Origin of the sequence: Pseudofulvimonas gallinarii (assembly GCF_004343305.1) — a bacterium.
Classification (GTDB): domain Bacteria; phylum Pseudomonadota; class Gammaproteobacteria; order Xanthomonadales; family UBA2363; genus Pseudofulvimonas; species Pseudofulvimonas gallinarii.
This window is the reverse complement of the sequence record NZ_SMAF01000004.1, coordinates 195,066-209,752: the sequence shown is the minus strand read 5'-3', so window position 1 is coordinate 209,752 and position 14,687 is coordinate 195,066. Positions and strand designations below refer to the sequence as shown.

11 protein-coding genes are annotated in these 14,687 nt (G+C 66.4%); 9 read left to right on the top strand and 2 right to left on the bottom strand.

Going from position 1 to position 14,687, the window contains the following annotated elements:
• Positions 1-201: 201 nt before the first annotated feature.
• Positions 202-3,126 (bottom strand): excinuclease ABC subunit UvrA, encoded by a 2,925-nt coding sequence (uvrA, locus tag EDC25_RS04685; protein ID WP_123521676.1) that lies wholly within the window; start codon positions 3,124-3,126, stop codon positions 202-204.
• Positions 3,127-3,522: 396 nt separating this feature from the next.
• Between uvrA and rplU the strand changes: the two genes are divergently transcribed.
• The 3 genes from rplU to cgtA all read left to right on the top strand — a co-directional run bounded on the left by rplU (position 3,523) and on the right by cgtA (position 5,369).
• Positions 3,523-3,843, top strand: a complete 321-nt coding sequence (rplU, locus tag EDC25_RS04680) for a 50S ribosomal protein L21 (RefSeq protein WP_123521677.1) — start codon at positions 3,523-3,525, stop codon at positions 3,841-3,843.
• Positions 3,844-3,855: 12 nt separating this feature from the next.
• Positions 3,856-4,113 carry a 50S ribosomal protein L27 gene (gene rpmA, locus EDC25_RS04675; protein ID WP_123521678.1) on the top strand — a complete coding sequence of 86 codons (258 nt, stop codon included), beginning with the start codon at positions 3,856-3,858 and terminating at the stop codon, positions 4,111-4,113.
• 158 nt (positions 4,114-4,271) lie between these two features.
• Positions 4,272-5,369, top strand: coding sequence for an Obg family GTPase CgtA (gene cgtA / locus EDC25_RS04670; RefSeq protein WP_123521679.1), 1,098 nt, complete (start codon positions 4,272-4,274; stop codon positions 5,367-5,369).
• A 158-nt stretch (positions 5,370-5,527) separates the two neighbouring features.
• Here cgtA and rpsT read toward each other — a convergent pair whose 3' ends face one another.
• Complete coding sequence (rpsT, locus tag EDC25_RS04665) at positions 5,528-5,794, bottom strand: 30S ribosomal protein S20 (RefSeq protein WP_123521680.1); 267 nt, start codon at positions 5,792-5,794, stop codon at positions 5,528-5,530.
• Positions 5,795-6,084: 290 nt separating this feature from the next.
• On the opposite strand from rpsT, the gene murJ reads away from it, so the two are divergent.
• The 6 genes from murJ to serS all read left to right on the top strand — a co-directional run bounded on the left by murJ (position 6,085) and on the right by serS (position 14,641).
• Positions 6,085-7,644, top strand: a complete 1,560-nt coding sequence (gene murJ / locus EDC25_RS04660) for a murein biosynthesis integral membrane protein MurJ (protein ID WP_123521681.1) — start codon at positions 6,085-6,087, stop codon at positions 7,642-7,644.
• 457 nt (positions 7,645-8,101) lie between these two features.
• On the top strand, positions 8,102-8,428 hold the full coding sequence (locus EDC25_RS04655; protein ID WP_132577271.1) for a hypothetical protein: 327 nt from the start codon (positions 8,102-8,104) through the stop codon (positions 8,426-8,428).
• A 140-nt stretch (positions 8,429-8,568) separates the two neighbouring features.
• Entirely contained in the window at positions 8,569-9,507 is a 939-nt protein-coding gene (locus EDC25_RS04650; protein WP_123521683.1) for a bifunctional riboflavin kinase/FAD synthetase, read from the top strand.
• Between the two features lie 29 nt (positions 9,508-9,536).
• Positions 9,537-12,419, top strand: coding sequence for an isoleucine--tRNA ligase (gene ileS, locus EDC25_RS04645; protein WP_123521684.1), 2,883 nt, complete (start codon positions 9,537-9,539; stop codon positions 12,417-12,419).
• A gap of 159 nt (positions 12,420-12,578) precedes the next feature.
• Positions 12,579-13,181 (top strand): DUF4468 domain-containing protein, encoded by a 603-nt coding sequence (locus EDC25_RS04640; RefSeq protein ID WP_123521685.1) that lies wholly within the window; start codon positions 12,579-12,581, stop codon positions 13,179-13,181.
• A gap of 182 nt (positions 13,182-13,363) precedes the next feature.
• Positions 13,364-14,641, top strand: coding sequence for a serine--tRNA ligase (serS, locus tag EDC25_RS04635; protein WP_123521686.1), 1,278 nt, complete (start codon positions 13,364-13,366; stop codon positions 14,639-14,641).
• Positions 14,642-14,687 lie beyond the last annotated feature (46 nt).

Below are 14,687 nucleotides of genomic sequence, written 5' to 3'. Positions count from 1 at the left end.
CTTCGTCTTCTCGTCAAAGAATCAACGAAAGGTAGCGGGTGGCCTGCCGCGCTTCACGTGCTCAGACCAAAGTACAGACTGGATGGTGCACTACCCTGTAACGACCAGTAGCCAGTTCTGATGTTGCGCGGTGGTAGGGCGGCTATAGGGGTTGTGGGATGTTTGAGAGTGGCATTGCGGGTGTGCGCGTGTGCCGGATGCTTACTGGCTTCGGGTCGCGGTCTTTTTCTTTGCTGCCGGTTTTCTGGCCGACGCGGGCTTCTTCGCTGCCGGCGCGGGCTTCTTGTTTGCGGCGGGCGCGGCGAGCAGGCGGGACAGGAAGTGGCCGGTGTGCGAGGCGGGGTTGGCGGCGACCGCTTCCGGGGTGCCGGTGGCGATGATCTGGCCGCCGCGGTGGCCGCCTTCCGGTCCCAGGTCGATGATCCAGTCGGCGGTCTTGATGACGTCCAGGTTGTGCTCGATCACCACGACGGTGTTGCCGTCGTCGCGCAGGCGGTGCAGGACTTCCAGCAGCTGTTCGATGTCGTGGAAGTGCAGGCCGGTGGTCGGCTCGTCGAGGATGTACAGCGTACGCCCGGTGTCGCGCTTGCTCAGCTCGCGCGACAGCTTCACGCGCTGCGCCTCGCCGCCGGACAGCGTCGTCGCGCTCTGGCCCAGCTTGATGTAGCTGAGGCCGACGTCGATCAGCGTTTCCAGCTTGCGGGCGAGGGCGGGCACGGCGGCGAACAGGTGGTAGGCGTCCTCGACCGTCATCTCCAGCACGTCGGAGATGGTGTGGCCCTTGTAGAGCACTTCCAGGGTTTCACGGTTGTAGCGCTTGCCGTGGCAGACGTCGCAGGGGACGTAGACGTCGGGCAGGAAGTGCATCTCGACCTTGATCAGGCCGTCGCCCTGGCAGGCTTCGCAACGGCCGCCGCGCACATTGAAGCTGAAGCGTCCGGGGGCGTAGCCGCGCGCACGCGCCTCCGGCACCTGCGCGAACAGTTCGCGCAAGGGCGTGAACAGCCCGGTGTAGGTGGCCGGGTTCGAGCGCGGCGTCCGGCCGATCGGGCTCTGGTCGATGTCGACGACCTTGTCGAACAGGTCGAGGTTGTGGACGGCCCCGTGCGGCGCGCTGCGTTCCTTGCTGCCATTGAGGCCGGACGAGGCGATGCGGAACAGCGTGTCGTTGATCAGCGTCGACTTGCCCGAACCGGATACGCCGGTGACGCAGACAAGCAGGCCGGCCGGGACCTCCAGCGTGACGTTCCTGAGGTTGTTGCCCTGGCAGTTTTCGATGCGCAGGACGCGATCCGGATCGACCGGATGCCGGCGTTCCGGCACGGTGATGCCGCGACGCCCGGACAGGAACTGGCCCGTCACCGACTCGGCGCTTGACTTGATGTCGTCCAGCGAGCCCTGCGCGATCACGCGGCCGCCATGGACGCCGGCACCCGGACCGATATCGACGATATGGTCGGCCAGTGCGATGGCGTCCTCGTCGTGCTCGACGACGATGACGGTGTTGCCGAGGTCACGCAGCCGCGTCAGCGTGCCGAGCAGGCGCTCGTTGTCGCGCTGGTGCAGGCCGATGGAGGGTTCGTCGAGCACGTACATGACGCCGACCAGGCCGGCGCCGATCTGGCTGGCCAGGCGGATGCGCTGCGCCTCGCCCCCGGACAGCGTGTCGGCCTTGCGCTCAAGCGTGAGATAGTCGAGGCCGACGTCGATCAGGAAGCGCAGGCGGTCGCGGATTTCCTTGACGATCTTGGTCGCGATCTCGCCGCGCCAGCCGGCCAGGTCCAGTGACTCGAAGAACAGGTTGCACTCGTCCACCGGCATCCGCGACAGCTCGGGCAGCGCGCGTTCGGCGACGAAGACGTTGCGCGCCGACCGGTTGAGGCGGTCGCCCTGGCATTCCGGGCAGGGCTGGTCGGCGATGTACTTGCTCAGCTCCTCGCGCACCGCGGGTGAATCGGTTTCCTTGTAGCGCCGCTCGAGGTTGTTGACGATGCCCTCGAAGGGATGGCTGCGGCGGCTGCGTCCGCCGGCGCCGGTGATATAGGTGAAGCTGATCGATTCGTTGCCGGAACCGTACAGTACGGCCTGCCGCGCCGACTTGCCGAGCGCGTGCCAGGGCGTGTCGACATCGAAGCCGTAGTGTTTCGCCAGCGCATTGATGAGCTGGAAGTAGTACGGGTTGCGGCGATCCCAGCCGCGGACGGCGCCGCCGGCCAGGCTCAGGTTCGGATGGGCGACGATCAGGTCGGGGTCGAAGAACTGCGTCACGCCCAGTCCGTCGCAGGACGGACAGGCGCCGATCGGCGAGTTGAACGAGAACAGGCGCGGTTCCAGCTCGGTCAGCGAGTAGTCGCAGACCGGGCAGGCATAGCGCTGGGAGAACAGGATCGGCACGGCACTGGCGTCGTCCATGTCCTGCACGGCGACCACGCCGTCGGCCAGTTTGAGCGCGGTCTCGAAGGATTCGGCCAGGCGCTGGCGCAGGTCGTCGCGCGGCTTGAACCGGTCCACGACGGCTTCGATGGTGTGCTTCTGGCGCAGGGCCAGCGGCGGCACGGCGTCGAGGTCGTACACGGCGCCATCGACGCGCACGCGCACGAAGCCGAGGCTGCGCAGCTTGTCGAAGACCTGGACGTGCTCGCCCTTGCGCTCGCGAACCACCGGCGCCAGCAGCATCCAGCGGCGCTCACCATCCAGCGCCAGCGTGGCATCGACCATCTGGCTGACCGTCTGCGCCTCCAGCGGCGTGCCGTGGTCGGGGCAGCGCGGCGTGCCGACGCGGGCGTAGAGCAGGCGCAGGTAGTCGTGGATCTCGGTGATCGTGCCGACCGTCGAGCGCGGGTTGTGCGAAGTCGATTTCTGCTCGATGGAAATCGCCGGCGACAGCCCCTCGATGTGGTCGACGTCGGGCTTCTCCATCATCGACAGGAACTGCCGGGCATAGGCCGACAGCGATTCGACGTAGCGACGCTGGCCCTCGGCATAGATGGTGTCGAAGGCCAGGGACGACTTGCCCGATCCGGACAGTCCGGTGATCACGATCAGCCGGTCGCGGGGCAGGTCGAGGTCGATGTTCTTCAGATTGTGGGTGCGGGCACCGCGGATCCGGATGGAATCGAGGGACATTCGGCAAGGCTTCTGGGGCGACCGGCTAGTGTAGCCCGCAGTTTCCGCCCGACGCAGGGTGCCGGGGACGGGAACTGTCCTCCGGGCGCAGTGGGGTTCAGCTTGGCGGCCGTGGACATCGGCACACCGCGCAAGACCGCGATCCTGCCGGGCGCGATGGCGTCGCAGGCTCCGTTGGCGGCGCTGGCAGTGAAGTTGGAGCCGCCGGCGCAGCCGGGCGGCGGCCCGCCCGGTGCGGCGACAGGGCAACCCTGAACGGCGTCGGCTCGGCGGTTTCATAGGGCGGGCGGCCAGTTGCGCGGAACACCTTGATGGACCTACAATTCCGCTTCTCACCGGCCGGCCTGCCTGCGGGTGATTGGCAAGAATAACTACAGAACCATCGAGGATATACCCATGTACGCAGTTGTAGTTACCGGCGGCAAGCAGTACCGCGTCATGCAGGGCGAGGTGTTGCGCGTCGAGAAGCTGGACATCGAGGCCGGCAAGGACGTCGAGTTCGAAGACGTGCTGCTGATCGGCGATGGCGACAACATCACCGTCGGCGCTCCGCTGATCAGCGGCGCCAAGGTCAGTGCCACGGTCAAGGGGCATGGCCGCCACGACAAGGTGCGCATCGTCAAGTTCCGCCGTCGCAAGCACCACCGCAAGCAGGCTGGCCATCGTCAGCACTACACCGAAATCCAGATCACCGGCATTGCCGGTGGCAGCAAGTAAGGAGAGATCGCCATGGCACACAAGAAGGGCGTAGGTTCCTCGCGCAACGGTCGCGATTCCAACCCGAAGATGCTGGGCGTCAAGATCTACGGTGGCCAGGCCATCGAGGCCGGCAACATCATCGTCCGCCAGCGTGGCACCCAGTTCCATCCGGGCGTCAACGTCGGCCTGGGTCGCGACCACACCCTGTTCGCGCTGGCCGATGGCAAGGTGGAATTCACCACCAAGGGCCCGAACAAGCGCCGCACCGTGAACGTTGTCACCGGCTGATCGCCGGGCAACGGTTCGCTGAAGGGCCCCGCCGCGTGCGGGGCTTTTCATTGGTGGCGACCACCGGCTTGCTTCTGCTTTCCGCCGCGCCGCCGTACCCTAGATGCCGGCAGGGCCGACCAGGTCCCGCCGTTCCCAGCTGATCGGACAGGACCGCAATGAAATTCGTCGATGAAGCAGAAATCCACGTCGCTGCCGGCAGCGGTGGCAACGGTTGCGTGAGCTTCCGTCGCGAGAAGTTCATTCCGTTCGGCGGCCCGGACGGTGGCGACGGCGGCAATGGCGGCAGCGTCTGGCTGGTCGCCGACGAGAACCTCAACACGCTGATCGATTTCCGCCACCAGCGCCGCTTCCGCGCGCAGCGTGGCGAGAACGGCATGAGCCGGCAGATGACCGGCCGCAATGGCGAGGACGTACGCATCACCGTTCCGGTCGGCACGGTGGTGGTCAATGTCGAAACCGGTGAAACCATCGGCGACCTGACCGCGCACGGCCAGGAGCTGATGGTGGCGCGTGGCGGTGACGGCGGGCGCGGCAATATCAACTTCAAGAGTTCGACGAACCGTGCGCCACGACGGGCGACGCCGGGCTGGGAAGGCGAGCAGCGCACGCTGCAGCTGGAACTGAAGCTGCTGGCCGATGTCGGCCTGCTGGGCTTCCCCAATGCCGGCAAGAGCACTTTCATCCGTGCCGTCTCGGCGGCGACGCCCAAGGTCGCCGACTATCCGTTCACGACGCTGGCCCCCAAGCTGGGCGTCGTCAGCATCGAGCCGCACAAGAGCTTCGTCATCGCCGACATCCCCGGCCTGATCGAAGGCGCCGCCGACGGCGCCGGCCTGGGCATCCAGTTCCTGCGCCATGTCCAGCGCAACCGGCTGCTCCTGCACCTCGTCGACCTGGCGCCCATGGATGGCAGTGACCCCGCCGAGCAGGTGCGTGCCATCGAGCGCGAGCTGGAACAGTTCGACCCGGAACTGCTCGGACGTCCGCGCTGGCTGGTGCTGAACAAGGCCGACCTGCTGCCCGAGGAGGAGCGCCAGGCCCGCGCCGAGGCGGTGGTGGCCGAACTGGGCTGGACCGCGCCGTGGTTCCTGGCTTCCGCAATCTCCCGCGAAGGTACCTGGCTGGTGGCGCAGAAGGCCTACGATTTCCTCGACAGCTTCCGCGTCCGTGCCCAGGAGGCGAAGGACGTCAGCGAGGATGTCCGTTTCGGCAGCGGCGAGCTGCAGCCGCCGCCGGGCACCGTGGATCACTGATCCGCGGTCCGGGCAGCTTTCCGGTGCCGCAGGGTTCCCGTCGCCGGCATCGCGTCCGCCCGGGCGGAGCTGGATCGCGCAGGATCAGCGCGGTGGATCCGGCGGACAAAACAAAGGCCGGCGAAAGCCGGCCTTTGCATACCCCGAGTTGGCCTGGATCAGGCGGCGAGCGCCTTGATCTTGGCCTGCAGGCGGCTCTTGTGGCGAGCAGCCTTGTTGCGATGGATCAGGCCGCGGCTGCTGAAACGGTCAAGCAGCGGCTCGGCCGTCTTGTACGCTTCCTGGGCAGCGGCGACGTCCTTGGCTTCAAGCGCCTTGACCACCTTCTTCAGGGCGGTCCGGACCATGGACTTGGCGCTGGTGTTGCGCTCATTGCGCTTGACAGCCTGCCTGGCGCGCTTCTTGGCGGATTTGATGTTGGCCAAGGGAATTCTCCAAAACTGTTCGGGGTGAAAAGACCCGGAATTATGGGGCTTGACGGCGGCGGGGTCAACAGGGCAGTACGGCCGGGTTGAAGGGCGGCCATCCGGCGCAGCGCCGGCCCGGGCGCCGGAGCCGGTTGCCGGGACCAGGAATCGCCGCAATCCGCGGGCAATCCGGGTCGACGGCGCCGGCCAGTCGGGAGACAGGCCGAGACAACGGCGCCGGCAGGACCGATACTGCCGCGCTTTGCCGGGAACACTCCGCCGTCGCGACGCCGTCCACCAGCCTGCCGATGAAACTCCTCCGTTCGACCCTGCTGTTTTCCGCGCTGACTTTCCTCTCGCGCCTGTCCGGCTACGCGCGCGACATGGTGCAGGCGCACGTGTTCGGCGCCAGCGGGCTCACCGACGCCTTCGTAGTCGCTTACCGGATTCCCAACTTCCTGCGCCGCATTTTCGCCGAAGGCGCGTTCGCCCAGGCCTTCGTGCCGGTCTTCAGCGCCGCACGGCAGAGCGGCGACCGCCAGGCGCTGCGCCACCTGCTCGACCGCGTCGCTGGCACGCTGTGCGCCGTGGTGCTGGTGGTGACCGTCATTGGCGTCATCTGTGCGCCGTGGCTGGTGAATGTCTTCGCGCCGGGTTATGCCGGTGATCCTGTGCGCCACGCGGCTGCCGGGGACATGCTGCGGATCACGTTCCCGTACCTGTTCTTCATTTCGATGGTGGCGCTGGCCGGCGGCGTGCTGAACAGCTTCCAGCGTTTCGCCGTGCCGGCGCTGACCCCGATCCTGCACAACCTGGCGGTGATCGCGGCGGCACTGTGGCTGGCGCCGCTGCTTGAGGTGCCGGTGTATGCACTGGCCTGGGGCGTGTTCGCCGCCGGCGCCATCCAGTTGCTGGTACAGGTGCCGGCGCTGGCGCGACTGGGCCTGGTGCCGCGGCCGCGGCTGGGGTTCGCTGATCCCGGCGTGCGACGGGTGCTGAGACTGATGGGGCCGGCGGTGCTCAGCGCCTCGGTGTCGCAGGTCAACCTGCTGGTCGGCACCGCGTTCGCCTCGCTGCTGGTCGCCGGCAGCCAGACCTGGCTGTACCTGGCAGACCGCCTGCTGGAATTCCCGATCGGCATGTTCGGTGTCGCGCTCGGCACCGTGTTGCTGCCGACGCTGTCGCGCCGTTCCGCCGCCGGCGATGGCGAAGGCTTCCGGCGCAGCATCGACTGGGGCGTGCGCGTGATGATGCTGCTGGCGCTGCCCGCTGCCGCCGGCCTGGTCGTGCTCGCCGGGCCGATCTGCGCGACGCTGTACCAGCATGGCCGGTTCACCCCCGAAGACACCGCGATGACCGCGCTGGCGCTGTCGGCACTCTGCGTCGGCCTGCCGGGCTTCATGCTGGGCAAGGTGCTGGCACCCGGCTTTTTCGCCCGCCAGGACACGCGCACGCCGATGCGCGCCGCGGTGATCGTGGTCGTCGTCAACATCGCCCTGCTGTTCGCCGTCGTCCTGCCGCTCCGGAACGCCGGCGTCGCCACCGCCCACGTCGGCATCGCGCTGTCGACGGGCCTATGCGGGCTTCTGCACGCCAGCCTGCTCGGCTGGTGGCTGTATCGCCGGAACATATACAGGCCCGGTGCGGAGACAGTGAGACTGCTGCTCTGGCTGCTGCTTGCCTGTGCGGCAATGGTCTGCGTCCTGCTCGGCGCCCGCCAGTTGGTCGGCGACTGGACGGCGCTGCCGTTGCTGTGGCGGCTCGTGCACCTGGCCTGGGTCATCCTGGTGGGTGGCCTCGTGTACGCGGCCGTCCTGCTGCTGGCGGGCGTGCGGTTCCGGCAGTTGCGCGAGCCGCCGTCCGACTAGTCCGTTCTGCCCGGGCGACGGGCGTGGCCCTGCAGGGCGCCGGCCGGATCGTTGTTGGCGGCTGGACCAGTGCCACCGCAATGGGCAGGGACCTCCTGGCGGTCCGCCTCACGGAAACGGGATCGAACGACAACAGTTTCGGCACCGGGGGTCGTTCACTTCAACTTTCCTGGCGACCGCGCCTGTCTGGATGACGAAGCCCATGGCATCACCGCGGTCAGCTGACCTCGGTCTTCCCCACGACGACGATCCAAAGACGGCTCATCCTGGCCGGCGCGTCATGCCTGGAAAACCAGGGCGTGGCCGACGACTGGGACCTGCTGTTGGTCCGCCTCAATGAAGACGGCACCTGGATACGTCACTGACCGATTCCGGCTATCGTCTGTTGCCCATGGACCTGGGCGGGCGGAACCGCGACGTCACCACCGGGGTTGTCGCATACCGGACGGTGTCCCTGTTGAGTCCCTTGTTTGCGCCTGCGCACATCGTCGTCAGCGGTATGGCACTCGACACCCGGCCGCCAGGTGACCGCGGCAACCTGATCGCGGTGCAGCTGATCCGCTCGGACGGAACGCGTGAGAGCCACTTCGGCCTGGCAGGAAAGGGTTATGTGGACTTCGATGCCGGCGGCTCCAACTCCGACGACAGCAACGGCATGACCCTCACGGCGTCCGGGCAGGCCATGTTGATCGGCACGACGGAACGCGTTGGCACCGACACGGACTTCCTGGTGTCGAAGATCATCCACGACCGCGTGTTCGCCGACGGTGTGGAGCTGGATTGAATCCGGCGGGCCAGGGGCCGTCGAGGTGGGCCCGGGCCCACTGCGAAGCGCGCCCTGACCGCGTCTGATGGACATGGAGGGGCAGGGCGTGAGCGCTCGCTGCCGGATCGCGGGCAGGGTGACGGCGTATACTTGCGTGGATGACCCGATGGTTCCGTGAGGTGGGCGATGCGTCCCTGTTTCCGGCCGGCAGCGTGGTGGCAATTGGCGCCTTCGATGGCGTCCATCGCGGCCACCAGTGCCTGCTGGCGATGGCCCGCGCCCGCGCGGAAGCTGGCGCGCACGCCAGTGTCGCGCTGAGCTTCGAGCCGCTGCCCCGCGAGTATTTCGCGCCGCAGTCGCCGCCGCCGCGGCTGACGCCGGCGCGCACGCGCTTCGAGCTGCTGCGCGGCCTGGGCATGGATGGCGTCGGCCTGCTGCGCTTCGACCCGGCACTGGCCGGCATGGACGCCGGGGATTTCGTCGAACGCATCCTGGTGCGCGGCCTCTCCGCCCGCACCGTCTGCGTGGGGCCCGATTTCCGCTTCGGACGTGGACGCGGCGGTGACGTGGCGCTGTTGCAACGCATGGGCTCGACGCTGGGTTTCGAGACCCTGGTCGCCGCCCAGGTGGACGACGCGCAGGGGCGGCGTATCGGCGCCAGTGCGATCCGCGGGGCGCTGCAGCGCGGCGACCTCGATTTCGCGAAGGAAGCCCTCGGCCGACGTTACGCCATTGCCGGCAAGGTGATGCACGGCAACCGCCTCGGACGCACGCTGGGCTTTCCCACCGCCAACATCGCCATCCGCTGGCGGCCGGCCGTCGAAGGCATCTTCGCCGTCCGGGTCAGCGGCGCCGGCCTGCTCGGCCACCCCGGCGTCGCCAGCCTGGGCACGAGGCCGACCGTCGCCGGTGACGGATCGCTGGTGCTGGAGTCGCACTTGTTCGACTATGCCGGTGACCTGTACGGGCAACGGCTGATCGTCGAGTTCGTCGCCCGCCTGCGTGGCGAGGCGCGGTTCGATTCGCTGGATGCACTGACCACGCAGATGCACGAGGACGCGCGCCAGGCGCGCGCCGTGCTGGCCCGACCTGATTGATCCATCCTCTTGCCGATACGACGCGACCGATGAGCCAGGACTACAAGAACACCATCAACCTGCCGGCGACGGACTTCCCGATGCGCGGCGACCTGCCGGCGCGCGAGCCGGCGCGCCTGGAACAGTGGTATGCCAGCGACCTGTACGGACGCCTGCAGACGGCCACGGCGCAGCGGCCGCTGTTCCTGCTGCACGACGGTCCGCCGTATGCGAACGGCGACATCCACATCGGCCATGCGGTCAACAAGATCCTCAAGGACATGGTCGTCAAGTCGCGCCTGCTGGCCGGCTTCCGGGCGCCCTATGTGCCGGGCTGGGACTGCCATGGCCTGCCGATCGAGGTCGCGGTCGAGAAGAAGCACGGCAAGGTTGGCCAGAAACTCGACGCCCGCGAATTCCGTGCCAAGTGCCGCGAGTATGCGCGCGAGCAGATCGACCGCCAGCGCGCCGATTTCAAGCGCCTGGGCGTGCTCGGCGACTGGGACAATCCCTATCGCACGCTCGATTACCGCTATGAAGCCGACATGCTGCGCGCGCTGTCGCACATCGTCGAGCGCGGACACGTCGTGCGCGGGTTCAAGCCGGTGCACTGGTGTTTCGACTGCGGCTCGGCGCTGGCCGAAGCGGAGATCGAATACGCCGACAAGCAGTCGCCGGCGATCGACGTCGCCTACGACGCGCTCGATGGTGCCGCCCTTGCCGCGAAGTTCGGCGTCTCGGTTTCCGACGGCGACATCGTCGCCGTGCCGATCTGGACGACGACGCCGTGGACGCTGCCGGCCAGCATGGCGGTGACGCTGGGCCCGGACATGGACTACAGCCTGGTCGCCGGCATCGCACGCGACGGCCGTCGCGTCCTGCTGGTGCTGGCCACCGACCTGGTCGAAAAGGCGTCGGTACGCTACGGCATCGAAGGTGCGCAGGTGCTCGGCCATGCCGCCGGCCGTGACCTTGAAGGATTCAAGCTGCAGCATCCGTTCCTCGACCGCGTGCTGCCGGTGATCCTCGGCGACCACGTCTCCGCCGAAGACGGTACCGGCGCCGTGCATACCGCGCCCGGCCACGGCGTCGAGGACTTCCAGGTCGGTCAGAAGTACGGCCTGGAAACGCTCAATCCGGTCGGTGGAAACGGCGTGTTCCTGGCGGAGACGCCGGTGGTCGCCGGCCAGCACGTCTGGAAGGCCAACGATTTCATCATCGGCCTGCTGCGCGAACGCGGCGTGCTGCTCGCGCACGCCACCATCACGCACAGCTACCCGCACTGCTGGCGGCACAAGACGCCCGTCGCCTTCCGGGCCACGCCGCAGTGGTTCATCTCGATGGAAAAGGCCGGCCTGCGTGCCGACGCGACGGCGGAGATCGCGCGCATCGGCGAGGCCGGCGGCTGGTTCCCCGGCTGGGGAGAAGGCCGCATCCGCAGCATGGTGGAAGGGCGCCCGGACTGGTGCATCTCGCGCCAGCGCACCTGGGGCGTGCCGATCGCGCTGTTCATCGACAAGGGCAGCTGCGAGCCGCATCCGCGTTCGGCGGAACTGATGCGCCAGGTCGCCGCGCGCGTCGAGGCCGAGGGCGTCGATGCCTGGTACGACCTCGATCCGGCCGAGCTGCTCGGCGACGAGGCCGACCGCTACGAAAAGGTCACCGACATCCTCGACGTCTGGTTCGATTCCGGCGTCAGCCACGCCTGCGTGATCGGCCAGCGCCCGGAACTGCAGCATGGCGATGGCCGTCCGGCGCATGCCGATCTGTACCTTGAAGGCTCCGACCAGCATCGCGGCTGGTTCCAGTCCTCGCTGCTGACGTCGGTGGCGATGCATGGCGTCGCGCCCTACGACCAGGTGCTGACCCACGGTTTCACCGTCGATGCAGAAGGTCGCAAGATGTCGAAGTCCCTCGGCAACGTGGTCGCGCCGCAGCAGGTGATGAAGTCGCTGGGCGCCGACATCCTGCGCCTGTGGGTCGCGGCCACCGAATACCGCACCGAGATGACGGTCTCCGACGAGATCCTCAAGCGCGTCGCCGACGGTTATCGCCGCATCCGCAACACCGCGCGCTTCCTGCTCGGCAACCTGCACGGTTTTGATCCGTCCGTGCACCTGCTCGACAACGGTGGGCTTTTGCTGCTCGACCAGTGGGCGGTGGCGGAGGCGCACAAGGTGCAGTCGGCGATCATCGCCGCCTACGAGCGCTACGAGTTCCACGAGGTCGTCCAGCGCGTGCAGAACTTCTGCAGCAACGAATTGGGCGCGCTGTACCTGGATATGACAAAGGACCGGCTGTACACGATGCCGACCGACAGTCGTGGCCGTCGCAGCGCGCAGAGCGCGATGTACCGCATCCTCGAGGCGATGACGCGCTGGCTGGCGCCGATCCTCTCGTTCACCGCCGAAGAGATCTGGCAGTCGCTGCCGGGCGGGCGCGACGATTCGCCGCTGTTCTCCACCTGGTACGACGGCCTGTCGCCGCTGCCGACGGACGCGGCGCTGTCGGATGCCGATTTCGCCGATCTGCTGGACATCCGTGAAGCCGTCGCCAAGGTGCTGGAAGGCATGCGTGCCGCTGGCGACATCGGTGCCTCGCTGGCGGCGGAAGTCGATGTCGTCACCGATGCCGCGCTTGCCGCGCGTTATGCCGGTGTCGCCGATGAGCTGCGCTTCTTCTTCATCACCTCGTCACTGCGTCTGCAGGCCGGCGACGCCGCCGCGGCAACGGCTGCGCCGGTGCGGCTGGAGAACGGCCACACGCTGCACATCCATGCCCGCGCCAGCGACCACGAAAAATGCGTGCGCTGCTGGCATTACCGCGAGTCGGTCGGCACGAACGCCGAACATCCGCAGCTGTGCGACCGCTGCGTCGGCAATGTCGAAGCGGTGCGCGGCGAAGGCGAGGGCGAACAGCGACGCTGGTTCTGAACTTTCAGTTCTCTTGGAGAGAGGTTTTTACGGAGTTATGCTTGAGCTCAGTGTGTCACTTCACCCGAGTTGATTCATGGATGTAGATTTCGGTTGAGGTTGTAAACTGTTTGGGCTACAGGCTCAATCAGCTTGAAATCGCTGGGGAGGACGGATGATATGACTAACGTCAAGTGTGTGGTGGCGTTCGTTGCAATGTCGATTGCCGGAGCATTGGCGGCACAAGAGCGGCACCATTTGTTACCGCTCGTGGATGGCAAGATCCATTTCTCAGAGATCGTCGAAGTAGATGGTGCGGATAAGGATTCGCTGTATTCAAGAGCTAAGCTGTGGTTCGCCAGCAAGTTTGCCTCGGCTGATGCATTGACTCTCGACGATCGGCAGAATGGAGTGCTCTTGGGGAGAGGTCGAGTTCTTGTCAAAGAGAACGAGGTCGGTGTTCGGACGTTAATTAGTCAGGGGCAATATGTCGAAAAGACATGGGACAGCGTTGTAAAAATTCAAGTCAAGGATGGTCGATACAAAGTTGACTTTTACGATATTGTTTATACGTTCTCGATGCCTGGAAACACCGTTGGTCATAACCCGCTCCCCCGCAATCTTGATCAGCTTTTTGCTGACCGAAAGATGTACAAGAGAGATGGCACCCTGAAGAGAGGTGCGCCTTCGAACATATCGTCTTGGACAAACGGGGTCTATACTTCGATGATGTCGGAGCTTAGAGAGGCAATGTCGGTTAGGGTGATACTCGAAGATTTTTGATAATTGTTCCGGGTATATCTACTTCCAGCCAGTATTTGAGCTTCCATTTGGTTGGACGGATGTGCCGTTTTTGTTTGGTACGGCAACGGTGTGCGACTTGTTGATGGTGGCCGCAGTTTGCGTCAGGTGTAGGCCTACCGGGATAATTGACTGTTTCCAGCCTGTTGCCGTGAAGGTGTCCCATGCTTGATCCCGCCCTGCTGCGCAGCCAGTTTGATGAGGTGGCCGAAGGTCTGGCCCGACGCGGCTTCACCCTCGACAAGGCGCGCTTCGAGCAGCTGGAGGCCGAGCGCAAGCGCATCCAGGTCGAAACCCAGGAGCTGCAGGCGCTGCGCAACAGCCGCTCCAAGGCGATCGGCCAGGCCAAGGCCAAGGGCGAGGACGTCGCGCCGATCATGGCCGAGGTCGCCGGACTCGGTGACCGCCTCAAGGCCTCCGAGGACACCCTCGCCGGCATCCAGGCCGACCTGTCGGCGTTGCAGCTGGGCCTTCCCAACCTGCCGCACGAATCGGTGCCGGTCGGCGCCGATGAAACCGGCAATGTCGAGGTCAAGCGCGTCGGCACGCCACGCCAGTTCGACTTCCCGGTGCTCGACCATGTCGAGCTGGGCGCACGCAATGGCTGGCTGGATGGCGATACCGCCGCCAAGCTGTCGGGCGCGCGCTTCACCGTGCTGCGTGGCGGCATCGCCCGCCTGCATCGCGCGCTGGCGCAGTTCATGCTCGACCTGCACACCCGCGATCACGGCTACCAGGAAACCAACGTCCCGGTCATCGTCAACGCCGAGAGCCTGTATGGCACCGGCCAGCTGCCTAAATTCGAGGAGGACATGTTCGCCACGCAGCTGGGCGAGCATCGCCGCTACCTGATTTCCACGTCGGAAATCGCCCTGACCAACATCGTCCGCGACGAGATCGTCGATCCGACCACGTTGCCGCTGCGCATGACCGCGCATTCGCTGTGCTTCCGCTCCGAAGCGGGCAGCGGTGGTCGCGACGTGCGCGGCATGATCCGCCAGCACCAGTTCGAGAAGGTCGAGCTGGTCAGCATCACGAAGCCGTCGGACAGCTACGACGAACTGGAACGCATGGTCGGCTGCGCCGAGGCCGTGCTGGAGAAGCTGGGCCTGCCGTACCGTCGCATGCTGCTGTGCACCGGCGACATGGGCTTTTCCGCCGCCAAGACCTACGACCTGGAAGTCTGGCTGCCGTCGCAGCAGACCTACCGCGAGATTTCCTCCTGCTCCAACTGCGAGAGTTTCCAGGCGCGGCGCATGCAGGCGCGCTGGCGCAATCCGGAGACCGGCAAGACGGAACTGGTGCATACGCTCAACGGTTCCGGCGTCGCCGTCGGCCGTGCACTGATTGCGGTGATGGAGAACTACCAGAATGCCGACGGTTCCATCACCGTGCCGGATGTGCTGCGTCCATACATGGGTGGCATCGACCGCATTGCCTGAGGACATGGCCGTCGGCCTGCCAGCGCGGCGGCCGCCGTTGGCCCCG